We start from the raw sequence: 22,795 nt of genomic DNA, 5'->3' as shown, positions 1-22,795 counted from the left end.
CATGTTGCAGTGCATATATTTTCTCCACATGTTGTTTATTTCGAGTATTTTCCTCGTTAATTATTGTTACAACTTTGACTGCCTATTTTGCATTCAGCGAGGGAATATGAATTTTTTGTCACTATTCTGAAACAGCTATGCAGATATAACCGTGGCAGAAGGCTGTCAGGACTGAAAGTTTCCACTCGTCGTACAATCTAATTTCCAAAAACGAGAGCAAAATCGAAAGTCGGGCGTTTTTTACATTTCAAAGTTGAGATAAAACCCGTTAACATAGGACCGATTAACTATCGGTAGCGTTATCCCTATTCTGGAGATATTCCTTTGATCAACGTTTTTCTTGTTGATGACCACGAACTGGTGCGCGCAGGGATACGACGCATTCTGGAAGATATAAAAGGCATAAAAGTTGTCGGCGAAGCGTGCTGCGGTGAAGATGCGGTAAAATGGTGCCGCTCAAATTCCGTTGACGTTGTGCTGATGGATATGAATATGCCCGGTATTGGCGGTCTGGAAGCAACCCGCAAAATTGCGCGTTCCACGGCAGACATTAAAGTGATCATGCTGACGGTACACACTGAAAACCCATTACCTGCAAAAGTTATGCAGGCAGGGGCCGCAGGGTATCTCAGCAAAGGCGCCGCCCCCCAGGAAGTAGTGAGTGCGATTCGTTCGGTTTTTTCCGGGCAGCGTTATATTGCCTCCGATATCGCTCAGCAAATGGCGCTCAGCCAGATTGAGCCTGAGAAAACGGAAACACCGTTTGCCAGTTTGTCTGAACGCGAGTTGCAGATTATGCTGATGATCACCAAAGGTCAGAAGGTCAATGAGATCTCAGAGCAACTGAATCTTAGCCCTAAAACGGTGAACAGCTATCGCTATCGAATGTTCAGTAAATTAAACATTCATGGCGATGTAGAGCTGACTCACCTGGCAATTCGCCATGGCCTGTGTAATGCGGAGACATTAACAAGCCAGTGACCAATCAGTTTGATGCCAAAGCGTTTCTGAAAACCGTGACCAGTCAGCCCGGCGTCTATCGTATGTATGATACCGCCGGGACGGTTATCTATGTCGGAAAAGCGAAAGACCTGAAAAAAAGGCTTTCCAGCTACTTCCGTAGCAATCTTGCGTCGCGCAAGACTGAAGCGCTGGTCGCGCAAATCCAGCAGATTGATGTCACGGTAACGCACACCGAAACCGAAGCGTTATTGCTTGAGCACAACTACATCAAGCTGTATCAGCCGCGCTATAACGTATTGCTGCGCGATGATAAATCCTACCCTTTTATATTCCTTAGTGGCGATACCCACCCGCGTCTGGCGATGCATCGTGGGGCAAAGCATGCCAAAGGCGAGTACTTTGGACCGTTCCCGAACGGTTATGCGGTGCGTGAAACGCTGGCGCTGTTGCAGAAAATATTCCCCATCCGCCAGTGCGAAAACAGCGTTTATCGCAACCGTTCTCGACCTTGTCTGCAATATCAGATTGGCCGCTGTCTCGGTCCGTGTGTTGCGGGTCTGGTGAGTGAGGAAGAGTATGCTCAGCAGGTCGAGTATGTTCGTCTGTTCCTGTCCGGAAAAGACGATCAGGTATTAACGCAGCTGATCGCCCGTATGGAAAAAGCCAGCCAAAATCTCGAATTTGAAGAGGCTGCGCGCATTCGTGACCAAATCCAGGCCGTACGCCGCGTGACAGAAAAACAGTTTGTCTCTAATACCGGAGACGATCTGGACGTCATTGGCGTGGCGTTTGACGCCGGTATGGCCTGTGTGCATGTTCTGTTTATTCGCCAGGGTAAAGTACTGGGCAGCCGCAGCTATTTCCCGAAAGTACCCGGTGGCACAGAACTCGGTGAGGTCGTCGAAACCTTTGTCGGGCAGTTTTATCTGCAGGGGAGCCAGATGCGTACCTTACCCGGGGAGATCCTGCTCGATTTTAATCTTAGCGATAAAACCCTGCTGGCAGACTCTCTGTCTGAACTGGCCGGCAGGAAGATTAACGTGCAGACGAAACCGCGAGGGGATCGCGCGCGTTATCTGAAGCTGGCGCGAACCAACGCGGCAGTGGCGCTCACCACGAAACTTTCTCAGCAGTCGACGATTACACAACGTTTGACGGCGCTGGCCTCCGTATTGAAGTTACCTGCGGTGAAGCGTATGGAGTGCTTCGACATCAGCCATACGATGGGCGAGCAGACGGTAGCCTCCTGCGTGGTCTTTGATGCCAATGGCCCGCTGCGTGCAGAATATCGGCGTTACAACATTACCGGTATTACGCCGGGTGATGATTATGCGGCGATGAATCAGGTCTTACGTCGGCGTTACGGGAAGGCGATTGAAGAAAGTAAGATTCCGGACGTCATATTGATCGACGGCGGGAAAGGTCAGTTAGGGCAGGCGAAAGCCGTTTTTGCTGAGCTGGACGTTCCCTGGGACAAGCAGCACCCACTCTTGCTGGGGGTGGCAAAAGGGGCCGATCGTAAAGCCGGTCTGGAAACGCTGTTCTTTGAGCCGGAAGGTGAGGGCTTTAGCCTGCCGCCGGATTCGCCTGCATTGCACGTTATCCAGCATATCCGCGATGAATCTCACGATCATGCGATTAGCGGACATCGTAAAAAACGAGCGAAGGTGAAAAGTACCAGCACGCTTGAGACCATCGAAGGTGTCGGGCCAAAGCGTCGCCAGATGTTGTTGAAATATATGGGAGGTTTGCAAGGTCTTCGTAACGCAAGTATCGAAGAAATTGCAAAAGTGCCGGGTATTTCGCAAGCTCTGGCAGAAAAGATCTTCTACTCGTTGAAACATTAGGCCCTCTGTAGCAACATAGGGGTAATTTCACTGACAACAGATAGTTATCCGTCATATGCAATTTAATATCCCTACGTTGCTCACGCTGTTTCGCGTCATCCTGATCCCATTCTTTGTATTGGCTTTTTACCTGCCATTCACCTGGGCTCCCTTTGTTTGTGCGCTGATCTTCTGTATCGCAGCGGTCACTGACTGGTTTGACGGTTTTCTGGCACGCCGCTGGAACCAAAGCACGCGTTTTGGCGCCTTCCTCGATCCGGTCGCTGATAAGGTGCTGGTGGCTATCGCGATGGTCCTGGTGACCGAGCATTACCACAGCTGGTGGGTGACGCTTCCTGCCGCAACAATGATTGCGCGTGAAATTATCATCTCTGCACTACGTGAATGGATGGCCGAACTGGGTAAACGCAGCAGCGTAGCCGTATCCTGGATCGGTAAAGTGAAAACCACATCGCAAATGGCTGCACTGGCCTGGCTGCTGTGGCGTCCAAATATCTGGGTAGAGTATGCTGGGATCGCACTTTTCTTCGTCGCTGCGATACTGACTTTGTGGTCAATGTTCCAGTATTTGAGCGCTGCACGTGGAGATTTGCTTGATCAGTGATCGTTTCGACGCAAATTTCAGCAAACGATCGTAAGTGGTGAAAAATATCGTTGACTCATTGCGTCAGGTAAGTAGAATGCAACGCATCGAACGGCAGCACTGATTGCCAGACGATAACAAAATCAAGTGATTAACAAAGTTACTTGGTGATGCGGGAATAGCTCAGTTGGTAGAGCACGACCTTGCCAAGGTCGGGGTCGCGAGTTCGAGTCTCGTTTCCCGCTCCAAATTTTAGACATCGGCAATAGCGGATGTCGGCTGTAAAGCCAGAAGATTTCGGCGCGTTAGCAAAGCGGTTATGTAGCGGATTGCAAATCCGTCTAGTCCGGTTCGACTCCGGAACGCGCCTCCAATTTCTTCCCGAGCCCGGATGGTGGAATCGGTAGACACAAGGGATTTAAAATCCCTCGGCGTTCGCGCTGTGTGGGTTCAAGTCCCACTCCGGGTACCATGGGAAAGAACAGAATAATCAAAGCAATAAGCAGTGTCGTGAAACCACCTCCGGGTGGTTTTTTGTGTCTGTTTTTTAAAAGCCATAGATACCTTGCGTCAGGTAGCCTGCCAGAAACGTAAACTGCCCTCTATATACTCACTATTGCTAATCAATCTATCGCCGAATCGGCGCGTTAAACATAAAGCCCCCTCGGGCAGGGTTGTTGATAAACCCATCGCGGGCGGGATTATAGTTGTGGTCCTGGAAACCATTCATAAGGATGGGATCGCCAAAGCCATCCGGTATCGCCAGCTGTCTGTGGATTCGGTTTCGTGCCCTGAGCGTGAAAGCGAAATCATCCGTCCCGCCAATGATGATCACGCCATTACCAGCTCGAAGTGCTGCGCTTAACTCTTGCTCTCTGACAGCCTGGTTTTGTAACGCACTGGCTGTGGCAGACGATGACGCCAGCAGCAGTAATATGAGAACGGCGCATGAAAATACCGATGGCAGTTTCATGATTAATACCTATTAAAAGTATGGCTATTAAAGTATAGCTTTATGTTGTCATCTCAACTGAAAACAAAACCAATAATTTAAACCTTCTGTCCATACTGAGTCTGAGGGGCCGGAAGAGCCGTGCCATGCAGTTAAGAACTATAATAAAACCAGTCGACAGGTGATGACTTCTGTTTGCAGACAGGGCTGGTTCAGGGGGCTGTTATGAACATTTCATCTTTTCCGATAGTTATGTTCGCCGCATTGCTCACCTTGAGTTGTTCAGCATGTTCGGTGGAAAAAGGGGATATCTTTTCTCAGAATATCAGGGATATGGATCCCATAGCATTTTCTCAACAGTCATTTAATAACCTGACGTCTTATCAGGTCATGATGCGCTCCTCGTCGCCATCCGATGAAAGCAAAATAATCCGCTACAGCTTTCAAAAGCCCGGCTATGTGCGGATGGATTTTACCCAACCGCATTCAGGAGCGGTGCTTATCTTTAATCCTGTCAGCGATAAAGTGACGTTATGGCCATTTGGTGTGGGTACGTTGCCCATTTTGCACCTGTCGCCTACTAATTCATTGATCCAGGATGAGCGTGGTCATCGGGTGGATCGCTCTGATATCGGCGTGTTGTTGGGCAATATTCGTCATCTGCAACGTGAAGGGACAACGACCACTATTGGTAAGGAAAACCTTGCAGGACGGGCGACGACGCACGTATCTGTGGTTGGGCCTGGAACAATGGCGGTTGATGGTGTTCACCGCTATGACGTCTGGCTGGATAATTATCACGGACTCCCTGCCAAAGTGATCAGCTATGCGCCAGATGGGCAGCGATTAGAAACCGTGTTTCTGGATACTATGGTCATTAACATCCGTTTTCCTGCCAATTTCTTCTCGCCTTGAGGAGCCCGCTCTATGGCTGACTATCAGTTTTCCACCGTCTGGCGGGTTGAGGCTTCAATTCAGGAAGTATGGGATGTTTTATCTCATCCCGATCAGTGGCCTGAATGGTGGGAAAGTCTGGAACGCATCGTTGAGATTAAAAAAGGTGATATACAGGGCATTGGGGCGTTGCATCGTTATACCTGGAAAGGAGCGCTTCCTTATCGCTTAACCTTTGACATCAACGTGTTGAATATTTTGCCTTGCTCACTGCTTGAAGGGCAAGCCAGTGGAGCGGTTGAAGGGCGAGGCGTGTGGTCTTTTTCTGCCAATGGTGCAGAGACTATCGTCAGATATGACTGGAATGTGCGTACCACGATCCGCTGGATGAATTATCTTGCCCCGCTGGCAGCACCTGTTTTTCGCTGGAATCACGATATGGTCATGCGCGAGGGGGCCAGAGGGCTAGCCCGTAAGCTGGCAACGAATGTCTATATTTTCTGAACTCGCCCTCACGGCTGTACTTTTTGCCTGTCTATGGCTTACTATCTGTCGCGCAGTTTCTTATTTCATTCACAGTTAACAGGTCTGTTATTGATGAATAACCTCCATCGGCTCACCTTTTTATGTCAGCGTCTGTCTGCTGTGATGATCGCATACGGTTTTTACCTTCTTAGCCGTAGCCCAACTCTTACAACATGGACAGACAGCAATGCAACGTCGACAATTTCTCAAAAATAGCGTTCTCCTTTCCGCCGCCGGTTTAGTCGGTCCTGCGGTTATTAGCCAGACGGTTCACGCCGCTGAGCCATCCGTTGTACCCGTCGCGCGTCGGCGCTTTGTGTTATCCCAGACGTATAAACTTAACCCTCCTAAGGGATCGAGCGGCGTAGTGAAACTGTGGATCCCGCTTCCGGTAGACACCGCGTTTCAACAAATGACGGCCCTTGCCTTCAGCGGAAACTACAAGCAGGCGTACGTTACCACTAATAATACTTATGGTGCGAAAACGCTGTTTGCCACCTGGCCTGACTCGCAGGGCGAACTGTTGATTAACGTTGATATCGACATTGAAACCGCCGACTGGGAACCGCTGAAGCAGGACGCGTTGAAAACCTGGCAAGCGCCGGAGCAGATTATTTATCCGCTGGATGTAAAACCGTACCTGCTGCCGACGACACATACCCCAGTTGATGGGCAGGTTCTGGAAACCGCTCGTAAAATTACTGGTAATGAGCAGGATCCGCTGAAAAAAGCACGTCTGATTTACGAGTGGGTGAGTAGCCATATGGAGCGCGATAACGACGTTATCGGCTGCGGTACGGGGGATGTGGCGGAGATCTTAAAAAGCGGTAAGCTCAAAGGAAAATGCACCGACATGAGCTCCGTTTTTGTGGCTCTGGCACGGGCCAGCGGCATCCCGGCGCGGGAACTGTTCGGCATCCGTCTGGGCAAAGCCAATAAGCTCGAACGTTACTCGAAAAGTGCTTTTGGCAAAGCAGACAGTGCAGGGGTTGCCGATGTGAGCGGCGGACAACATTGCCGCGCCGAATTCTATCTGGCCGGTTACGGCTGGTTACCGTGCGATCCTGCTGATGTGACCAAAATGCGTCTGGCAGAGAAAAAATCGCATCAGGATGCCGATGTCCAGGCGGTAAACACTTACCTGTTTGGTAACTGGGAAATGAACTGGGTTGGATTTAACTACGGGCGTGATTTCGAGCTGTATCCGGCAACGGAGCAGGGCGCGATGAACAACTTTGGCTATCCTTACGCTGAAGTTGATGGCGACCCGATCAATTTCTACGATCCTAAAGCGTTCTCCTATAGCTATGTCGCCACAGAACAACGCTAAAGGGGCGGGACTCACCCTGTTGACGGCCGCTGCGGCTGCCGTCACCGCCGGCTTATGCTGCGTTGGACCGCTGCTCTACCTGCTGTTTGGTATTTCGGCGGCGAGCTTTGCTGTCTTCACCCGGTTCGAATTCTTGCGAATTCCCCTGATGCTGGTGTCATTGGGCTTATTACTGCGCGTTTTCTGGCGGCTCTATTTTTCCAAACGACTGTGGTGCTCCGGGTGGCTAACGCTGAAGCAAGCGCGCATTCTCTACTGGTGCGCGCTGGCGTTGATTTTGCCAGTGCTATTTTACCCCACGCTCGTCGCCTGGTTTTATGAGGTATTTGAATGAAAATCTTCACGTTAGTTACATGCTTGCTGTTGCCGCTGTGGGCTCAGGCGGCCAATCAAAAAGTGGTGCTGGATATACAAAATATGACCTGCTCGCTGTGCGTTATTTCGGTCAATCAGGCACTACGTGAAACCGACGGTGTGATTAAAGCAAAATCCTCCCTAAAAACCCGACAAGCAGAAGCGATTGTACCGGAAGGTTTCCCAACCGATACTTTACTTAACGCGGTAGCGAAAACGGGCTATACCGCAACGCTCAACCGTATTGAACAACAGTAAACCACCTGCGGGTGGTTTTATTGTTTTTTCCCGGTATGATGCCCGGCGGCTTAGTGTTCTCTTTTGTGCGTTAACTTCCGGAATTCCCCTCGTTTCCTGTTAACCTGAACGGGCGGCAACTGTATGCCGCATATGCCCATTTGTATCTGTTATCCCTCCAGCCATGTAGGATGATCACAGGCAAGATTTTTTGACTAAGGAAAAGCGTTATGAAAACGGGACCATTAAACGAGAGCGAACTGGAATGGCTGGATGATGTACTGACTAAGTACAATACGGACAAGGCTATTCTGGATGTGTCAGAACTGGATGGTTTGCTGACGGCGGTGCTGAGTTCACCGTATGAAATTGAACCAGAGCAGTGGCTGGTCGCGATTTGGGGCGGCGCGCAGTATGTCCCTCGCTGGTCCTCCGAAAAAGAAATGACGCGTTTCATGAACCTGGCGTTTCAACATATGGCGGATACGGCCGATCGTCTGGATGAATATCCTGAGCAGTTTGAGCCGCTGTTTGGTTTGCGTGAAATTGACGAGCATGAACTGACCATCGTTGAAGAGTGGTGCTTTGGTTATATGCGCGGCGTCGCACTGTCAGACTGGTCTGCGTTACCTGACTCGTTAAAACCAGCACTTGAGGCTATTGCGCTGCACGGTACGGAAGAGAACTTTGCGGTGGTTGAGAAACTAACGCCGGAAGCATTTGAAGAGAGCGTGGACGCCATCCGCCTGGCTGCGCTGGACCTGCATGCTTACTGGATGGCGCATCCTCAGGAAACGCCGGTCAAAGTACCGGTGAAAGTGGATGCCAAAGTAGGGCGCAATGACCCTTGCCCGTGTGGCAGCGGCAAGAAATATAAGCAGTGCTGTTTGCATTAACAGAAAGGGGCGAAAGCCCCTTTTGTTTTAACCCACTTCTGGTAGTAATCCTGCTGCAATAGAAAACTGTACTGCTATCACCACAATGCCGCACAAAAATACCAGCGCCAGCGCCGGAGCACCGCCTGTTACGCGGTAGTTGGCCTGCGGATTATGTTTTCTGCTCTGCCAGGCCAGCATCGAGGGAATGAGCAGCGCCAGCACCGCCAGGGCAACGCCCGCATACCCCAGCGCCATGACAAAGCCACGCGGATAGAACAGCGCGAATGCCAGCGGCGGCAGGAAGGTCACCACGCCGGTTTGCATTCTTCCCGCTACGGTATTGCGGCGCTGGAAGAGATCGGCCAGGTAGTCAAATAATCCCAATGCAACGCCGAGGAAAGAGGTTGCCAGCGCGAGGTCGGCAAACAGATGCACCGCCAGTTCGACGTGCGGCGAAGCCACGACTTCACGCAATGCCTGCAATAAGCCGTTTAAGCCTGCGTGGTTGGCTAATAGCCCCATGAACGTTGTCGAGTTAATGCTGCCAAGCGTCGCCAGTTGCCAGAAGATATAGGCGACCAGCGGAATAGCGCTACCCGTAATAAACACCCAACGCAGTTTACGAATGTTGCCGTTCATATAGCTGACGATACTGGGAACACTGCCGTGAAAACCGAACGAGGTGAATATGACCGGGATCGCGGAGAGCGCCAGCCCCTGTTGCAGTGGCAGCGTAAGCAGGTTCACTTTATGAATATGCGGCATTAACAGAGCCAGCATCGCCACCAGGAAGATTATCTTGGCACTGAATAGCAGACGGTTGAACAGATCGACCAGCGAGGTCCCAACACAAACCACGCCACCGGCAACAAAGGTGAACAGCAGTACGCCTGTTGTCGGGGATATATTTGTTCCGGTCCAGTCGCTGATGCTGGAAGCCAGCAGTTCACCTGCACCACTGATGTACGCCGCCGTCAGGGCATACATTAAAAACATCATGCTAAAGCCCGTTACCCATTGTCCGTAACGACCAAGATAACGTTTTGCCAGCGTACCCAGCCCGGTGTCTGCCGGGACATGTTGATACACTTCAAGCAGCAACAGCGCGGTGTAGCACATGAGTGCCCAAAGACTGACTAACAACACCAGCGTGACGCTAAACCCCACGCCTGCCGCAGCCAACGGCATTGCCAACATACCGGCACCAATCGTGGTTCCCGCCACGATAAAAATACTACCCAGGGTTCTGTTTTTCACGCTTTCCTCTGTCCCAGAGATAATCAACGGTTATATCTGCGGCGCAGGTTAAGGCAAAACGCTATTTTCGTCAAATCACCGTTACAATGACTGTATATTAATGTTTACAGTATTTTGACCATTAAGATGTATAACAAATGACATTTATCTGCGGATAAACCTGCGTTAGCGCAAAGCGGCGCCGTGCGGTTCACATTAGGCTACGGACTTTATTAAGGAGGTAGTATGGAATCTATTCACGGTCACGAAGTGCTTAACATGATGATTGAATCTGGCGAGCAGTATTCAAATGCCAGCCTTGAAGCGGCGATTACGGCACGTTTCGGCGAGCAGGCGCGTTTTCACACTTGTTCTGCGGCGGATATGACGGCAGGCGAGCTGGTGGCGTTTTTAGCGGCGAAGGGAAAGTTTATTGCAAAAGAAGACGGCTTCTCTACGCACGAAAGCAAGATCTGCCGTCACTGATTTTAATGGGTAATGATGGCGGGTTGCCTTCATTACCCCAAAATATTAATTCTGTGTATCAAGCGTAGCCAGTTCTTTATCGATGAAATAAAGACCTTCGCCGCTTTTTCCTGCCAACGATAGCTTATCAATAACAGATTTAAATAATTTCTCTTCTTCATGCTGTTCGGCAACATACCATTGCAGGAAATTAAAGGTTGGATAATCCTGATGGGTCATTGCCGCGTGTGCCAGCTCATTAATTTTCTGGGTGATCAGCTGCTCGTGTTCGTAAGTAACACGGAACAGTTCGTCCAGAGACGCATATTCAGCAAAGGGTGAAGAAACGGTATTAATACGCGGCAAGCTGCCGGTATCGGTCAGGTAGTCGAACAGACGCTGCATGTGCGTCATCTCTTCCTGGGCGTGACGGCGCAAAAACGCGGCGGCACCTTCGAAGCTGTGATAGCTGCACCACGCGCTCATCTGTTGGTAGAGCAGAGATGAATATAATTCAAGGTTCATTTGCTCATTCAGTTGGTCGATCATTTCGGCTTTCAGCATGGTTCTGCTCCACAAACGTTATTATATATTGACGTGGCGTCACTATAATTTGTTATTTAATTATTTGCAAAAGGTAAAATAATAAATTTATTTATTAAAAATACGAATGGGAATAAAACGCATTAACGCTATTAAACAGAGGATATAAATAATAAAAGGACAGAAGACCAGCAATAATGTGCTGGTCGGAAATATTAATAACTCAAGGAAGGCGACTGGGGTACCGCGACGCCGTGGCACTGCCACGCGAGCGTAAATTTGGTATTCAAACATAAAGAACCGGCATATACGCTACAGGTTGACACCGGCTGACCAAACGCTTCAGCGCTGGCATAGCCCAGGCGCTGACACTCTTTGGTGGCTGTCCCTTGAGTAACATAGCTATCGGTACGTGCCGTTTGTAACATGGCCTGATTATAAGTCAGGCGAACCACACCAGTGATGGCGCTGGCTTCGCTGACCTGTGCCTGTTTTGTAATTGTGCATCCTGTCAGCACGAGCGGCAAAAGCGCCAGGATAAAAGTCTTCATGAGATCGCTCTGAAAGTTCGAAGATACACTATCATGGCATACAGAGGCCCTCATCAATGGCTTGAATAGCCCGAAGATCACCTGCGATTAATCACAACGAGATCATTTGTTTGAGGCAATTCTGAACTGTTCAGACAAGAATGTGAGCGCAACTTTGTTTTTTAAAACTAAATTTCATTAAATTTGAAAGTGTAATTGCAAAATAGTAATGTGGCTGAATGTTATGACTTTCAGCGGGCTACCGCAGCGCATTCAGGAGAGTACAGAATGAAAATTGCATTGATGATGGAAAACAGTCAGGCAAGCAAAAACGCCATCATCCATAACGAGCTTAAAGCCGTTGCGGATGAGAAGGGTTTTCCGGTCTATAACGTTGGGATGAGCGACGAAAATGATCATCATCTGACTTACATCCATTTAGGAATTATGGCCAGCATCCTGCTTAATTCCAAAGCTGTAGACTTTGTTGTTACAGGCTGCGGTACGGGGCAGGGGGCAATGATGTCACTGAATATCCATCCGGGTGTGGTGTGTGGTTATTGCCTCGATCCTGCAGATGCGTTCTTGTTCTCTCAGATCAACAACGGCAACGCGCTTTCTCTGGCATTCGCCAAAGGTTTTGGCTGGGGGGCTGAGCTGAATGTGCGCTATATGTTTGAAAAAGCGTTCACCGGGCGTAACGGCGAAGGCTACCCACCGGAGCGTAAAGAGCCGCAGGTACGTAACGCCGGTATTCTGAATCAGGTGAAAGCGGCTGTGGTAAAAGAAAATTATCTGGACACGCTGCGCGCTATCGATCCTGAGCTGGTGAAAACCGCTGTATCAGGCCAGCGCTTTCAGCAGTGCTTCTTTGACAACTGCCAGGACAAAGCAATCGAAGCGTTTGTACGCGAGGTGATTGGCTAAATCCTGTTGGCCCGGCGGCGTTCACCCTCCGGGCTACCTGTTCTTATTCGATACTGCGCTTCCTGCATCACGGGTGAGCCGCAGCGTATCCACCATACCTACCAGACAAATAATGGCAATAGCGACAAAGGCCAGCCGGAAACTGATCCCCGGGATATTGCCCAATGCCAGCCTTTCACTGACCACATCGCCAATGCGGATGCCAATAGCGGCTAAAGAAATGCCCAATCCCACCGCTAATTGTGTTGCCGTACTGAACAGCGTATTAGCGTAGCTCATTTGTGCCGCGGGGACGTCCGCGAAGGCAAGCGTGCTGACGCCGGTAAACTGAATTGAGCGGAACACGCCACCCAGATACAACACCAGCAAAATAACCCACACGGGGGTCTGCGGCGTAATTAATGCACAGGCCAGCAGCGCCAGGACGTTAAGCGCACCGTTAATCAACAGCAGTTTCTTAAAGCCCAGCCAGCGTATCAACGGTGTGGTGGCAGGTTTAATTGTCAGATTGCCGACAAATACCGCCAGCACCAGCGAACCCGCGTGAAAAGCGTTCATGCCAAAACCTACCTGAAACATTAACGGCAGCAGAAACGGCACGGCGCTGATAGAGGCACGAAACAGCGATCCGCCATACATGGTGACGCGAAAAGTAGGGACGTTCATGGCATCAAGGCGAATCATTGGCCAGGCGGTGTGACGAAAATGATATAGGGCAAACAGAAAGGTCACTGTTCCTAGCGCCAAAAGCCCGGCGGTCAGCCAGCCCTGAGGCTGTTGGGTTCCCAGTAACTCCATGGCATACACCAGGCTTACCATCGCAACAGAGGTTGCGATAAATCCAGTTATATCAAATGGGCGGCGCTCGTCGTCATGAATATCCGGGATAAAACGTAGCGCCAGCGCAATCGCCAGTATTCCGAGCGGTACATTAATGAAAAAAATCCAACGCCAGTTGGCATAGCTGGTAATGAATCCGCCAAGGGGAGGGCCAATGATGGGCGCGACTAACGCGGGCCAGGTCAGGGTCGCAATAGCGGTGATCAACTGATGTTTAGGCGTGGTGCGCAATACCGCGAGTCGGCCAACAGGAACCATTAGCGCGCCACCTACACCCTGTAAGATTCGCATGGCGACAAAGCTCTCAAGGCTTTCGGAAAAACCGCATAAAACCGAGGCGAGAGTAAATATCGCCAGCGCCAGGGTAAACACTTTTCGGGCGCCGAAGCGATCCGCAATCCAGCCGCTGGCGGGAATCAGCACCGCGAGGGTGATCAGATAGGCACTGATACCTATGTTCAGGTCAACCGCTTGTACGCCAAAACTTTTCGCCATGTCGGGCAGAGCGGTGGCAATCACCGTGCCGTCAATAAACTCCATAAAGAAAGCCCCGGCAACAAGTAATGCAGCCGGGGATAGACCGCGTTTGTTCTCAACCGCTAAATGTTCACTCATGTTGTGCTTGCCATCTCAAAAGAAACTGACTGGAACTTTTTTTATTTTCAGCGCATTCGTAATGCCTGCGCGGCTATCGTTTCGTTCGTTGAATGGGTACTATGACGACCTTTCTATAAGGAGCTCACTATGTCCCAAACACTGAATGCCGATCAGGAACTGCTCTCGGACGTTGTTGCCTGTCAGCTGGTTATCAAGCAGATTCTGGATGTTCTTGATGTTATTGCCCCAGTAGAAGTTCGTGAAAAAATGTCCAGCCAGCTGAAAAGCATCGATTTCTCCAGCCATCCTGCAGGTGCCGATCCGGTCACTATGCGCGCAATACAAAAAGCGGTTGCCTTGATCGAGTTGAAATTCACGCCGCAGAATGAATCTCACTAAAATAAACCGTTGTTTCAGGTTTTAGAAAGGTTTTTTTGCGCCTCGTAGAATGAGAGGCGTGAGCGTAGAGATAATTTAGCGCCAGCCGGATAAGGTGCGTCGCATCGTTATCCGGCATTAACATGATGAAAATTGAAGATTAGTGATGTTGATAGTTCACGACGTTCAGCAGGTGCTTATCGGTTTGTGCCATGCACAGTCCCGCACGTTTAGCGCTGCGGACTTCATCAAGAATCGTCTGTAACAGCACGCCATCCTGCTGCTGCTCTTTTTCCAGATCGTGAAGAAAATCAATGGTTGTTGCATCATTCAAGGCTTCTGCTTCATTGGTTAAGCGAGATAGCTTGCTGTAACGCTGTTGGTATTCATCCAGTGTTTTCTGAAACAGTTCTTCAAGGGAAGTTAGTTCATCACCCGGAACATCAATAGCCTTGACGATGGGGTTAGCCCCGGCACTTTTCATAAAATTAAACATACGCATCATTTGAGTCACGTTACCTTGCGCCTGGGTGCGTAGAAAGGTTGCTGTGCCAGTCAGGCTGTGTTCGTAGCACCATTCACTGAGATGCAGGTAAAGATTCGATGCGTAGAACTCGAGGTTCATTTGTGTGTTGAGTTTATGAACAATTCCAACTGCAGCCATATCAATATCCTTATTTCCAGAAAGGGGGATGTACGTTACTTACGTCAGTGCAACGGGCTGCCGCTACACTTCACCTCTACGTACAATTAAAACTGTTAGCAGAATAAATCCGTTCCGCCGGTCCTTTAGTGATCACGAATTATATTCGCTCCCGATCGAGATTCAGCATAACTCCTGTCCCAACATAAGAAAATCCTTAAATCTGCGTATTTATGAATTTTTACATATTGTCATAGCAATATTAGTGATTTTTCTGCTTGTGCATATAAGTCATGTGAATGTAAGTGATTGATATTTATATCATTAAAGCGAAATATTGATATTGAAATGGTGTTTCATATCACGAAATTGAATTTCACAATCAAGTATTGTCTGTCACCAGATGATTATCTGCTCTTAGGATGAAGAAATTTCACCATTGAGATGTGTGGTTGAACGTTATCTGCTGACTAATTTTTTGCGCCAGATCAGTTTTGTGGAAATTAATAAAGTTAAGCACCTGAATGATTCGGCATTTATTGTTAGGTGTATTTGGAAAAATCGAGGAGTGTGTATGGAAAAGGTTGCCGTGCTACTGGCACCTGGTTTTGAAGAGGCGGAAGCCATTGTTACCATTGATATTCTGCGCCGCCTGCAGATCGAAGTTGAAACACTGGCCTGCGCCGAGTCCCGTGCGGTGGTGAGTTACCATGATGTGCCGATGGTGACTGACAGCACGTTGGCTGTGCGCCAGACGGATCTTTACGATGCCATTGTGTTACCCGGCGGGCCGCAGGGCAGCGTTAATCTTGCCGCCAGTGAGGCTGTCATCCAGTTTATCGCTCGCCATGACGAGGCAGGAAAACTCATTTGCCCGGTGTGTTCTGCGGCTGCGCGCGTGCTGGGTGGCAACGGCCTGCTGAAGGGGCGTCGCTACGTGTGTTCGGGGGATCTGTGGCAAAACGTCACTGATGGGGAATATATCGATGCGCCGGTTGTGGAAGATGGCAACCTGATTAGCGGTAAAGGGTTAGGGCATATTTTCGATTTTGCTTTCACGCTTGCGGCGCGTCTATTGGGAGATGATATTCCGGTTCGCGACCACGCTGACCACATTTATTACCGATGGTAATCATTCTCCCGAATGCTTCGGTATTCGGGAACAAGGATTCGTTGGCTGACCTTATGGACTAATCTGCTACCTCTCTTTTTTCCCGTCGACAAAACCGCGTTTTTTTATGTCATTTCCCGCTGAATTTATGTACGCAATTACTGTAATTCTGTGGTGTGATGCCGCTCTCTTATGGAGAATCAATTTCCCGCTAAAAATACTCTCAGCACTGGCATTAATCTTATCAATAAAAGGTAATGCCTTGTTTTACGTCCGAATTACAAAAAATCGTCTGATTTTACCCTACATAAAAGAACGTTAAAGCTGGAGTTAACCATGCACAAATTCACTAAAGCGCTGGCTGCCATCGGTCTGGCTGCCATTATGTCACAATCCGCTATCGCTGAATCCATGAAGCTCGGTTTCCTGGTCAAACAGCCGGAAGAACCATGGTTCCAGACGGAATGGAAATTTGCCGATAAAGCCGGTAAAGACCTTGGTTTTGAGGTGATTAAAATTGCCGTTCCGGATGGCGAGAAAACACTGAACGCCATCGACAGCCTGGCTGCAAGTGGGGCAAAAGGGTTTGTGATTTGCACGCCAGATCCAAAACTGGGGCCAGCCATTATGGCTAAGGCGCGTGGCTACGATATGAAAGTCATTGCCGTCGATGATCAGTTTGCCAACGCGAAAGGTAAGCCGATGGATACCGTACCGCTGGTGATGATGGCGGCAACCAAAATTGGTGAGCGCCAGGGTCAGGAGCTGTACAAGGAGATGCAAAAACGCGGTTGGGATGTGAAATCCTCCGCCGTAATGGCCATTACCGCCAACGAACTGGATACCGCACGTCGTCGTACTTCTGGCTCAATGGAAGCACTTAAAGCCGCAGGCTTCCCGGAAAAACAGATTTACCAGGTCCCAACAAAATCGAATGACATCCCCGGCGCATTCGACGCCGCCAACTCCATGCTGGTTCAGCATCCTGAAGTCAAAAACTGGCTGATTGTCGGCATGAACGACAACACCGTGCTGGGTGGCGTACGCGCGACCGAAGGGCAGGGCTTCAAAGCGCCAAACGTGATTGGTATCGGGATTAACGGCGTTGATGCAGTTAGCGAACTGTCTAAAGGTGAAGCGACCGGGTTCTACGGCTCACTGCTGCCAAGCCCGGACGTGCACGGCTACAAATCCAGTGAAATGCTCTACAACTGGGTAACGAAAGGTGCAGAGCCACCGGCATTCACTGAAGTGACTGATGTGGTGCTGATTACCCGCGATAACTTCAAAGAAGAGCTGGCGAAGAAAGGCTTAGGCGGTAAGTAACAGAAATGCTGCGATGTTGCAGGCCGGATAAGGCGAAGCCGCCATCCGGCGCAATGCCCGGTGGCGCTGTGCTTACCGGGCCTACGTCCGGCGGTTTTCCTGGCCGGCAAAATCCTGACTCACGGAGACGTTATGCAACAGTCTACCCCGTATCTCTCATTTCGCGGCATTGGCAAAACGTTCCCGGGCGTTAAGGCGCTGACGGATATCAGTTTCGACTGCTATGCCGGACAGGTGCATGCGCTGATGGGCGAAAATGGCGCCGGGAAATCAACACTCTTAAAAATCCTCAGCGGTAACTATGCGCCAACAGCGGGATCTTTGACGATCCGCGGACAGGAAGTTTCGTTCGCGGATACCACTGCCGCACTCAACGCCGGTGTCGCCATTATTTACCAGGAACTGCATCTCGTCCCGGAAATGACCGTTGCCGAGAATATTTATTTAGGGCAGTTACCGCACAAAGGCGGGATTGTGAACCGCTCGCTGCTGAACTATGAAGCAGGAATCCAGCTGAAGCATCTGGGAATGGATATCGATCCCGATACCCCATTGAAATACCTCTCCATTGGTCAGTGGCAGATGGTGGAGATTGCAAAAGCGCTGGCGCGAAACGCCAAAATTATCGCCTTTGATGAACCCACCAGCTCCTTGTCGGCTCGCGAGATTGAGAATTTATTTCGCGTTATCCGTGAGCTGCGCAACGAAGGACGCATCATTCTGTACGTTTCGCACCGTATGGAGGAGATTTTTGCCCTCAGCGATGCCATTACCGTGTTTAAAGATGGTCATTACGTCAAAACGTTCACGGATATGCAGCAGGTCGATCATGATGCGCTGGTGCAGGCGATGGTCGGGCGCGACCTCGGGGATATCTATGGCTGGAAATCCAGGCCGTATGGCACAGAGCGTCTGCGGCTGCATGAAGTCAAAGCTCCAGGCGTGCGTACGCCAATCAGTTTATCTGTGCGAAGCGGTGAAATTGTCGGGCTGTTTGGCCTGGTGGGGGCCGGACGTAGCGAATTAATGAAAGGGTTGTTCGGCGGTACGCGTATCACGGGGGGCCAGGTATTTATTGATGAACAGCCTATCGATATCCGTAAACCAAGCCATGCCATTGAAGCTGGGATGATGCTGTGCCCGGAGGATCGCAAAGCCGAAGGGATCATTCCGGTCCATTCAGTGCGCAACAACATCAACATTAGTGCACGGCGTAAGCATGTTCTGGGGGGATGCGTGATCAACAACGGCTGGGAAGAGACCAATGCCGATCACCATATTCGTTCACTCAACATCAAAACGCCGGGTGCAGAGCAACTGATCATGAACCTCTCCGGCGGTAATCAACAGAAGGCTATCCTTGGTCGTTGGTTATCGGAAGAGATGAAAGTGATTTTGTTGGATGAGCCTACACGCGGCATTGATGTGGGCGCCAAGCATGAAATTTACAACGTGATTTATGCCCTCGCAGCGCGCGGTGTGGCCGTATTGTTTGCTTCCAGTGACCTGCCAGAAGTGCTCGGTGTCGCCGACCGTATTGTGGTGATGAGAGAAGGCGAAATTGCCGGTGAGTTACTTCATGAACAGGCGGATGAGCGCCAGGCCAGGCGTTGAGCCTTGCTATGCCTAAAGTCAGCCAGGCTGTAGCCTGAATAAGGAGAGTATGATGTCTTCCGTTTCTACATCGGGTTCTGGCGCAGCGAAGTCGGCGCTAAATCTGGGCCGCATTTGGGATCAATACGGCATGCTGGTGGTGTTCGCCGTGCTGTTCCTGGTTTGTTCCCTCTTTGTGCCAAACTTTGCTACTTTCATCAACATGAAGGGGTTAGGGCTGGCGGTATCGATGTCGGGTATGGTTGCCTGCGGGATGCTGTTTTGCCTGGCATCCGGTGATTTCGACCTGTCTGTCGCATCTGTGATTGCCTGTGCTGGTGTTACCACTGCCGTGGTCATTAACATGACCGAAAGTCTGTGGATTGGCGTGGCTGCCGGGCTGCTGCTCGGTATTCTGTGTGGTCTGGTGAATGGGTTCGTGATTGCGCGGTTAAAAATTAACGCCCTGATCACTACTCTTGCGACAATGCAGATTGTACGTGGTCTGGCCTATATTATCTCCGACGGCAAGGCAGTCGGGATTGAAGACGAGCGTTTCTTCACGCTCGGCTATGCTAACTGGTTTGGTCTGCCGGCGCCTATCTGGATCACAGTGGTTTGTTTTATTGTCTTTGGCTTACTGCTGAACAAAACCACGTTTGGGCGTAATACGCTGGCCATTGGGGGCAATGAAGAGGCGGCACGCCTGGCTGGGGTTCCGGTTGTTCGTACCAAGATTATTATCTTTATTCTATCCGGTCTGGTCTCCGCCATTGCCGGGATTATCCTCGCATCGCGTATGACCAGCGGCCAGCCCATGACCTCAATCGGTTATGAGTTGATCGTGATTTCAGCCTGCGTGCTAGGGGGCGTTTCGCTTAAAGGCGGCATCGGAAAAATCTCATATGTGGTGGCCGGGGTGCTGATCCTGGGTACAGTTGAGAATGCGATGAACCTGCTGAATATCTCTCCGTTCGCGCAGTATGTAGTACGCGGCCTCATCCTGCTGGCGGCGGTGATCTTCGACCGTTACAAGCAAAAAGCGAAGCGTACCGTTTGATGATTTAAACCCCAACTTTTTAGTCTAGCTTCTGCCCATCGCCAGCCGCTACCCGGCTGGCGATTGTTTTTCCAAATGGCGAGCATGGTCACACTGTCTATACTTATATCCGTCATACATCATCTATACGCCGCGATCCGCGTGGCGTTCTGACCATGATGAGGAGGATAACCGGGTGACAGCATCACTGATCTTACCCCCTGAACAATCTGCAAACTGTGCTTATTTTTTTGATCTCGATGGGACACTTGCTGAGATTAAACCCTTTCCCGACCAGGTCGTTGTCCCTAAGACAATCCTGCAATGTTTACATCAGTTAGCGACGCATAATGCGGATGCGCTGGCATTGATTTCAGGGCGCTCAATGGCTGAGCTTGACGCACTCACTACTCCGTTTCGTTTTCCGCTTGCCGGAGTACATGGGGCAGAACGCCGTGATATCAATGGTCAAACGCACATAGTACACCTGCCTGAAGGTATCGAGCGTGAAGCCGGGGCGTTATTACACGCAGCGTTGGTGACGTTACCGGGGACAACGCTGGAAACCAAAGGCATGGCGTTCGCGTTGCACTATCGCCAGGCACCCGAACACGAAGCGGCGCTGATTACCCTGGCTGAACACATCACGCGTAGATGGCCGCAACTTGCTCTGCAGCACGGAAAATGTGTCGTGGAAATAAAGCCTAAGGGCAGCAATAAAGGCGACGCGATAGCTGCATTTATGCAGGAAGCGCCTTTTGCAGGCCGGATCCCTGTGTTTTTCGGTGATGACCTGACAGATGAAACAGGATTTGCTGTGGTTAACCGCGCTGGTGGTATTTCCGTAAAGGTGGGGATCGGGCCGACGCAGGCGACATGGCGTCTGAATGGCGTGAGTGATGTCTGGCGCTGGCTGGAGCAAATCAACTCTTCGCAGCAAGAATCGAAAGCAACGAATAACAGAAGAGGTGGCTATGAGTCGTTTAGTCGTAGTATCTAATCGTATCGCCTCACCAGATGACAAAGGGAGCGCGGGTGGGCTCGCGGTCGGTGTACTGGGCGCGTTAAAAGCTGCTGGTGGTTTGTGGTTTGGCTGGAGTGGTGATACAGGTAATGAGGATAAACCGTTAAAAAAGGTCACGCGTGGCAATATCACCTGGGCTTCGTTTAATTTGAGTGAGCAAGATTACGAAGAGTATTACTGCCAGTTTTCAAATGCCGTTTTATGGCCTGCGTTTCACTATCGCCTCGATTTGGTACAGTTTCAGCGCTCTGCCTGGGAAGGCTACCAACGGGTTAATGCCTTACTGGTGGATAAACTTCTGCCGCTGCTTGGCGATGACGATATTATCTGGGTTCATGATTACCATCTGTTGCCGTTTGCCAGCGAACTGCGTAAACGCGGTGTGAATAACCGCATCGGTTTTTTCCTGCATATTCCTTTTCCTACGCCGGAAATTTTTAATGCGCTTCCCCCACATCAGGCACTGCTTGAGCAAATGTGTGATTTTGATTTACTCGGATTCCAGACCGAAAACGATTGTCAGGCTTTTCTGGACTGTCTCGCAGCCCAGACTCGGGTGTCCACGCATAAAGATAAGCACCACCAGGCATGGGGAAAAGCGTTTCGCACTCAGGTCTATCCCATCGGTATTGAACCTGATGAGATTGCACGACAGGCGTCCGGACCGCTGCCGCCAAAACTGGCACAGCTAAAAGCGGAGCTTAAAAATGTGCAGAATATTTTCTCCGTGGAGCGTCTGGATTACTCCAAAGGCTTGCCGGAGCGCTTTCAGGCCTATGAGGCTTTACTGGAGCATTATCCGCAGCACCACGGTAAAATTCGCTATACGCAAATAGCGCCGACTTCGCGTGAAGAGGTGCAGGCTTATCAGGATATTCGCCACCAACTGGAAACAGAAGCAGGGCGAATCAACGGCAAATATGGGCAACTAGGCTGGACGCCGCTTTACTATCTGAACCAGTACTTTGATCGTAAATTGCTGATGAAGATCTTCCGCTACTCTGACGTAGGATTGGTGACTCCGTTGCGCGATGGTATGAACCTGGTGGCGAAAGAGTTTGTGGCCGCACAGGATCCTGCTAACCCTGGCGTGCTGGTGTTATCGCAATTTGCCGGGGCTGCGAATGAGCTTACTTCCGCGCTTATTGTTAATCCCTATGATCGGGATGAAGTGGCAGGCGCATTAAACCAGGCGCTGACGATGCCACTTGCTGAGCGTATTTCCCGCCACGCTGAGATGCTTGCAACGATCATTAAAAATGATATCGACAGCTGGCAGGCGCAGTTCATTTGCGATCTGGAAAAAGTGTCCCTACGCCAGAGTAAACAGCCATTGCCAGGTAACGTTTCTTCCTGCTCTAAACTGGCGTGACGTTCAAAAAATGAAGATCAATCTCCAGCCAGCGGAACTAACAGAACGTCCACCTGGCTGGCACCGACCACGCTTTTCGCTGAACAGGACGCGCGCGAAAAAAAACTGTGGTTATGGTTGCCGTAAATGACCAGATCAACAGCGTGTTTACGGCAGACATCCAGGATATGTTCATTCAGAGCCCCATAGGTAATGAAGGTATGTTCAATGGGGTATTCTGCTTCTTTGCTGAGCTTGTCGATAAAATCCTGAGTCTCCTCCTGCATCACTTCACGCAGGTCTTCCAGCATGGGGGCTGCAAACTGGTTATACAGTTCGGGATCTGAGACCAGTGTAATCAGGCTAATTCGGGCGTTGACAGGACGAGCGATAGAAACCGCCCTGGCTAACAACTGCTGACTTTCAGGGGTGGCGGCAACAGCAACAAGAATGTGCGAATAGCTCATAACTCGCTCCTTTTTTTCAAGAATTATGAGAGGGCTTTTCAGCTTTACTCAGCTTACTCCATACTGCAACGTTTCCTTACTTCATAGTGTGAATGTCATCATGATTATTCATTAATTATTCTTATAAATAGAATAATCGATTCATATTGGTTGCAGATATGT

General features: G+C 50.2%; 24 protein-coding genes, 3 tRNA genes and 1 pseudogene. 21 read left to right on the top strand and 7 right to left on the bottom strand.

What is annotated here, in order from left to right:
* Nucleotides 1-324 precede the first annotated feature (324 nt).
* From uvrY to BZK41_RS24935, 6 genes are all read left to right on the top strand, one after another.
* Nucleotides 325-981, top strand: coding sequence for a UvrY/SirA/GacA family response regulator transcription factor (gene uvrY, locus BZK41_RS24960; protein ID WP_003834023.1), 657 nt, complete (start codon nucleotides 325-327; stop codon nucleotides 979-981).
* Entirely contained in the window at nucleotides 978-2,810 is a 1,833-nt protein-coding gene (gene uvrC / locus BZK41_RS24955) for an excinuclease ABC subunit UvrC (protein ID WP_079939960.1), read from the top strand. Before uvrY ends, uvrC begins: the two co-directional genes overlap by 4 nt.
* A gap of 55 nt (nucleotides 2,811-2,865) precedes the next feature.
* Complete coding sequence (gene pgsA / locus BZK41_RS24950; RefSeq protein WP_003030490.1) at nucleotides 2,866-3,414, top strand: CDP-diacylglycerol--glycerol-3-phosphate 3-phosphatidyltransferase; 549 nt, start codon at nucleotides 2,866-2,868, stop codon at nucleotides 3,412-3,414.
* A 151-nt stretch (nucleotides 3,415-3,565) separates the two neighbouring features.
* Nucleotides 3,566-3,641: transfer RNA gene (locus tag BZK41_RS24945), tRNA-Gly, on the top strand.
* Nucleotides 3,642-3,692: 51 nt separating this feature from the next.
* Nucleotides 3,693-3,766 (top strand) — tRNA-Cys (locus BZK41_RS24940).
* 12 nt (nucleotides 3,767-3,778) lie between these two features.
* Nucleotides 3,779-3,865: transfer RNA gene (locus BZK41_RS24935), tRNA-Leu, on the top strand.
* 156 nt (nucleotides 3,866-4,021) lie between these two features.
* Here BZK41_RS24935 and BZK41_RS24930 read toward each other — a convergent pair.
* Nucleotides 4,022-4,366 (bottom strand): hypothetical protein, encoded by a 345-nt coding sequence (locus tag BZK41_RS24930; protein WP_079939959.1) that lies wholly within the window; start codon nucleotides 4,364-4,366, stop codon nucleotides 4,022-4,024.
* A 204-nt stretch (nucleotides 4,367-4,570) separates the two neighbouring features.
* Here BZK41_RS24930 and BZK41_RS24925 point away from each other — a divergent pair, with 204 nt between their 5' ends.
* The 6 genes from BZK41_RS24925 to BZK41_RS24900 all read left to right on the top strand — a co-directional run bounded on the left by BZK41_RS24925 (nucleotide 4,571) and on the right by BZK41_RS24900 (nucleotide 8,581).
* A complete protein-coding gene (locus BZK41_RS24925; RefSeq protein ID WP_079939958.1) occupies nucleotides 4,571-5,260 on the top strand; it encodes a DUF1571 domain-containing protein in 690 nt (229 codons plus the stop codon).
* Between the two features lie 12 nt (nucleotides 5,261-5,272).
* A complete protein-coding gene (locus BZK41_RS24920) occupies nucleotides 5,273-5,743 on the top strand; it encodes an SRPBCC family protein (protein WP_079939957.1) in 471 nt (156 codons plus the stop codon).
* A gap of 208 nt (nucleotides 5,744-5,951) precedes the next feature.
* The gene (locus tag BZK41_RS24915; protein WP_079939956.1) at nucleotides 5,952-7,094 is read left to right on the top strand and encodes a transglutaminase-like domain-containing protein; all 1,143 of its coding nucleotides are present in this window, start codon (nucleotides 5,952-5,954) and stop codon (nucleotides 7,092-7,094) included.
* Complete coding sequence (locus tag BZK41_RS24910; RefSeq protein ID WP_079939955.1) at nucleotides 7,072-7,428, top strand: hypothetical protein; 357 nt, start codon at nucleotides 7,072-7,074, stop codon at nucleotides 7,426-7,428. Before BZK41_RS24915 ends, BZK41_RS24910 begins: the two co-directional genes overlap by 23 nt.
* Nucleotides 7,425-7,706 carry a heavy metal-associated domain-containing protein gene (locus BZK41_RS24905; RefSeq protein ID WP_079939954.1) on the top strand — a complete coding sequence of 94 codons (282 nt, stop codon included), beginning with the start codon at nucleotides 7,425-7,427 and terminating at the stop codon, nucleotides 7,704-7,706. Before BZK41_RS24910 ends, BZK41_RS24905 begins: the two co-directional genes overlap by 4 nt.
* Nucleotides 7,707-7,915: 209 nt before the next feature.
* A complete protein-coding gene (locus BZK41_RS24900; RefSeq protein ID WP_079939953.1) occupies nucleotides 7,916-8,581 on the top strand; it encodes a YecA family protein in 666 nt (221 codons plus the stop codon).
* A 27-nt stretch (nucleotides 8,582-8,608) separates the two neighbouring features.
* Here the strand turns inward: BZK41_RS24900 and tyrP are convergent, their stop codons facing one another.
* Nucleotides 8,609-9,820: a tyrosine transporter TyrP gene (gene tyrP, locus BZK41_RS24895; protein WP_079939952.1), complete on the bottom strand. Its 1,212-nt coding sequence runs from the start codon at nucleotides 9,818-9,820 to the stop codon at nucleotides 8,609-8,611.
* A 225-nt stretch (nucleotides 9,821-10,045) separates the two neighbouring features.
* Here tyrP and BZK41_RS24890 point away from each other — a divergent pair, with 225 nt between their 5' ends.
* Nucleotides 10,046-10,285, top strand: a complete 240-nt coding sequence (locus BZK41_RS24890; protein ID WP_003034586.1) for a YecH family metal-binding protein — start codon at nucleotides 10,046-10,048, stop codon at nucleotides 10,283-10,285.
* A 45-nt stretch (nucleotides 10,286-10,330) separates the two neighbouring features.
* Here the strand turns inward: BZK41_RS24890 and ftnA are convergent, their stop codons facing one another.
* Both ftnA and yecR read right to left on the bottom strand, forming a co-directional pair.
* The gene (ftnA, locus tag BZK41_RS24885) at nucleotides 10,331-10,828 is read right to left on the bottom strand and encodes a non-heme ferritin (protein WP_079939951.1); all 498 of its coding nucleotides are present in this window, start codon (nucleotides 10,826-10,828) and stop codon (nucleotides 10,331-10,333) included.
* A 194-nt stretch (nucleotides 10,829-11,022) separates the two neighbouring features.
* A complete protein-coding gene (gene yecR, locus BZK41_RS24880; RefSeq protein ID WP_079939950.1) occupies nucleotides 11,023-11,358 on the bottom strand; it encodes a YecR family lipoprotein in 336 nt (111 codons plus the stop codon).
* A gap of 267 nt (nucleotides 11,359-11,625) precedes the next feature.
* On the opposite strand from yecR, the gene BZK41_RS24875 reads away from it, so the two are divergent.
* Nucleotides 11,626-12,264: an RpiB/LacA/LacB family sugar-phosphate isomerase gene (locus BZK41_RS24875; RefSeq protein ID WP_079939949.1), complete on the top strand. Its 639-nt coding sequence runs from the start codon at nucleotides 11,626-11,628 to the stop codon at nucleotides 12,262-12,264.
* A 33-nt stretch (nucleotides 12,265-12,297) separates the two neighbouring features.
* On the opposite strand, the gene BZK41_RS24870 is transcribed toward BZK41_RS24875, so the two are convergent.
* Nucleotides 12,298-13,719, bottom strand: coding sequence for an MFS transporter (locus BZK41_RS24870; protein ID WP_079939948.1), 1,422 nt, complete (start codon nucleotides 13,717-13,719; stop codon nucleotides 12,298-12,300).
* A gap of 129 nt (nucleotides 13,720-13,848) precedes the next feature.
* Between BZK41_RS24870 and BZK41_RS24865 the strand changes: the two genes are divergently transcribed.
* Nucleotides 13,849-14,100 carry a DUF2766 family protein gene (locus tag BZK41_RS24865; RefSeq protein ID WP_003034595.1) on the top strand — a complete coding sequence of 84 codons (252 nt, stop codon included), beginning with the start codon at nucleotides 13,849-13,851 and terminating at the stop codon, nucleotides 14,098-14,100.
* A gap of 139 nt (nucleotides 14,101-14,239) precedes the next feature.
* Here BZK41_RS24865 and BZK41_RS24860 read toward each other — a convergent pair whose 3' ends face one another.
* Nucleotides 14,240-14,743 carry a non-heme ferritin-like protein gene (locus tag BZK41_RS24860; RefSeq protein ID WP_003034597.1) on the bottom strand — a complete coding sequence of 168 codons (504 nt, stop codon included), beginning with the start codon at nucleotides 14,741-14,743 and terminating at the stop codon, nucleotides 14,240-14,242.
* 553 nt (nucleotides 14,744-15,296) lie between these two features.
* Between BZK41_RS24860 and BZK41_RS24855 the strand changes: the two genes are divergently transcribed.
* From BZK41_RS24855 to otsA, 6 genes and pseudogenes are all read left to right on the top strand, one after another.
* A complete protein-coding gene (locus BZK41_RS24855; RefSeq protein WP_079939947.1) occupies nucleotides 15,297-15,854 on the top strand; it encodes a DJ-1/PfpI family protein in 558 nt (185 codons plus the stop codon).
* A 315-nt stretch (nucleotides 15,855-16,169) separates the two neighbouring features.
* Nucleotides 16,170-17,159, top strand: coding sequence for an arabinose ABC transporter substrate-binding protein (locus BZK41_RS24845; protein ID WP_079939946.1), 990 nt, complete (start codon nucleotides 16,170-16,172; stop codon nucleotides 17,157-17,159).
* Nucleotides 17,160-17,291: 132 nt separating this feature from the next.
* Nucleotides 17,292-18,811: pseudogene (gene araG, locus BZK41_RS24840) on the top strand (arabinose ABC transporter ATP-binding protein AraG).
* A 14-nt stretch (nucleotides 18,812-18,825) separates the two neighbouring features.
* A complete protein-coding gene (gene araH, locus BZK41_RS24835; protein WP_003034609.1) occupies nucleotides 18,826-19,812 on the top strand; it encodes an L-arabinose ABC transporter permease AraH in 987 nt (328 codons plus the stop codon).
* A gap of 175 nt (nucleotides 19,813-19,987) precedes the next feature.
* Nucleotides 19,988-20,791, top strand: coding sequence for a trehalose-phosphatase (gene otsB / locus BZK41_RS24830; RefSeq protein WP_079939945.1), 804 nt, complete (start codon nucleotides 19,988-19,990; stop codon nucleotides 20,789-20,791).
* On the top strand, nucleotides 20,766-22,187 hold the full coding sequence (gene otsA / locus BZK41_RS24825; RefSeq protein ID WP_079939944.1) for an alpha,alpha-trehalose-phosphate synthase: 1,422 nt from the start codon (nucleotides 20,766-20,768) through the stop codon (nucleotides 22,185-22,187). The genes otsB and otsA overlap by 26 nt, the downstream gene beginning before the upstream one ends.
* Before the next feature lie 17 nt (nucleotides 22,188-22,204).
* Here the strand turns inward: otsA and uspC are convergent, their stop codons facing one another.
* Entirely contained in the window at nucleotides 22,205-22,633 is a 429-nt protein-coding gene (gene uspC, locus BZK41_RS24820; RefSeq protein WP_079939943.1) for a universal stress protein UspC, read from the bottom strand.
* Nucleotides 22,634-22,795: the final 162 nt, after the last annotated feature.

It is taken from the genome of Citrobacter sp. A316 (assembly GCF_002042945.1).
GTDB classification, from domain to species: domain Bacteria; phylum Pseudomonadota; class Gammaproteobacteria; order Enterobacterales; family Enterobacteriaceae; genus Citrobacter; species Citrobacter portucalensis.
Note: the sequence above shows the minus strand (reverse complement) of the source record. Positions and strands in the feature narration are given on the sequence as shown.

What these genes read in the sequence shown, in the direction of transcription:
- pgsA (WP_003030490.1), top strand. Translation starts at nt 2,866, where the DNA reads ATGCAATTTAATATCCCTACGTTGCTCACGCTGTTTCGCGTCATCCTG.
- BZK41_RS24930 (WP_079939959.1), bottom strand. Translation starts at nt 4,366, where the DNA reads ATGAAACTGCCATCGGTATTTTCATGCGCCGTTCTCATATTACTGCTG.
- BZK41_RS24925 (WP_079939958.1), top strand. Translation starts at nt 4,571, where the DNA reads ATGAACATTTCATCTTTTCCGATAGTTATGTTCGCCGCATTGCTCACC.
- BZK41_RS24920 (WP_079939957.1), top strand. Translation starts at nt 5,273, where the DNA reads ATGGCTGACTATCAGTTTTCCACCGTCTGGCGGGTTGAGGCTTCAATT.
- BZK41_RS24915 (WP_079939956.1), top strand. Translation starts at nt 5,952, where the DNA reads ATGCAACGTCGACAATTTCTCAAAAATAGCGTTCTCCTTTCCGCCGCC.
- BZK41_RS24910 (WP_079939955.1), top strand. Translation starts at nt 7,072, where the DNA reads ATGTCGCCACAGAACAACGCTAAAGGGGCGGGACTCACCCTGTTGACG.
- BZK41_RS24905 (WP_079939954.1), top strand. Translation starts at nt 7,425, where the DNA reads ATGAAAATCTTCACGTTAGTTACATGCTTGCTGTTGCCGCTGTGGGCT.
- BZK41_RS24900 (WP_079939953.1), top strand. Translation starts at nt 7,916, where the DNA reads ATGAAAACGGGACCATTAAACGAGAGCGAACTGGAATGGCTGGATGAT.
- BZK41_RS24890 (WP_003034586.1), top strand. Translation starts at nt 10,046, where the DNA reads ATGGAATCTATTCACGGTCACGAAGTGCTTAACATGATGATTGAATCT.
- ftnA (WP_079939951.1), bottom strand. Translation starts at nt 10,828, where the DNA reads ATGCTGAAAGCCGAAATGATCGACCAACTGAATGAGCAAATGAACCTT.
- yecR (WP_079939950.1), bottom strand. Translation starts at nt 11,358, where the DNA reads ATGAAGACTTTTATCCTGGCGCTTTTGCCGCTCGTGCTGACAGGATGC.
- BZK41_RS24875 (WP_079939949.1), top strand. Translation starts at nt 11,626, where the DNA reads ATGAAAATTGCATTGATGATGGAAAACAGTCAGGCAAGCAAAAACGCC.
- BZK41_RS24870 (WP_079939948.1), bottom strand. Translation starts at nt 13,719, where the DNA reads ATGAGTGAACATTTAGCGGTTGAGAACAAACGCGGTCTATCCCCGGCT.
- BZK41_RS24865 (WP_003034595.1), top strand. Translation starts at nt 13,849, where the DNA reads ATGTCCCAAACACTGAATGCCGATCAGGAACTGCTCTCGGACGTTGTT.
- BZK41_RS24860 (WP_003034597.1), bottom strand. Translation starts at nt 14,743, where the DNA reads ATGGCTGCAGTTGGAATTGTTCATAAACTCAACACACAAATGAACCTC.
- BZK41_RS24855 (WP_079939947.1), top strand. Translation starts at nt 15,297, where the DNA reads ATGGAAAAGGTTGCCGTGCTACTGGCACCTGGTTTTGAAGAGGCGGAA.
- BZK41_RS24845 (WP_079939946.1), top strand. Translation starts at nt 16,170, where the DNA reads ATGCACAAATTCACTAAAGCGCTGGCTGCCATCGGTCTGGCTGCCATT.
- araH (WP_003034609.1), top strand. Translation starts at nt 18,826, where the DNA reads ATGTCTTCCGTTTCTACATCGGGTTCTGGCGCAGCGAAGTCGGCGCTA.
- otsA (WP_079939944.1), top strand. Translation starts at nt 20,766, where the DNA reads ATGAGTCGTTTAGTCGTAGTATCTAATCGTATCGCCTCACCAGATGAC.
- uspC (WP_079939943.1), bottom strand. Translation starts at nt 22,633, where the DNA reads ATGAGCTATTCGCACATTCTTGTTGCTGTTGCCGCCACCCCTGAAAGT.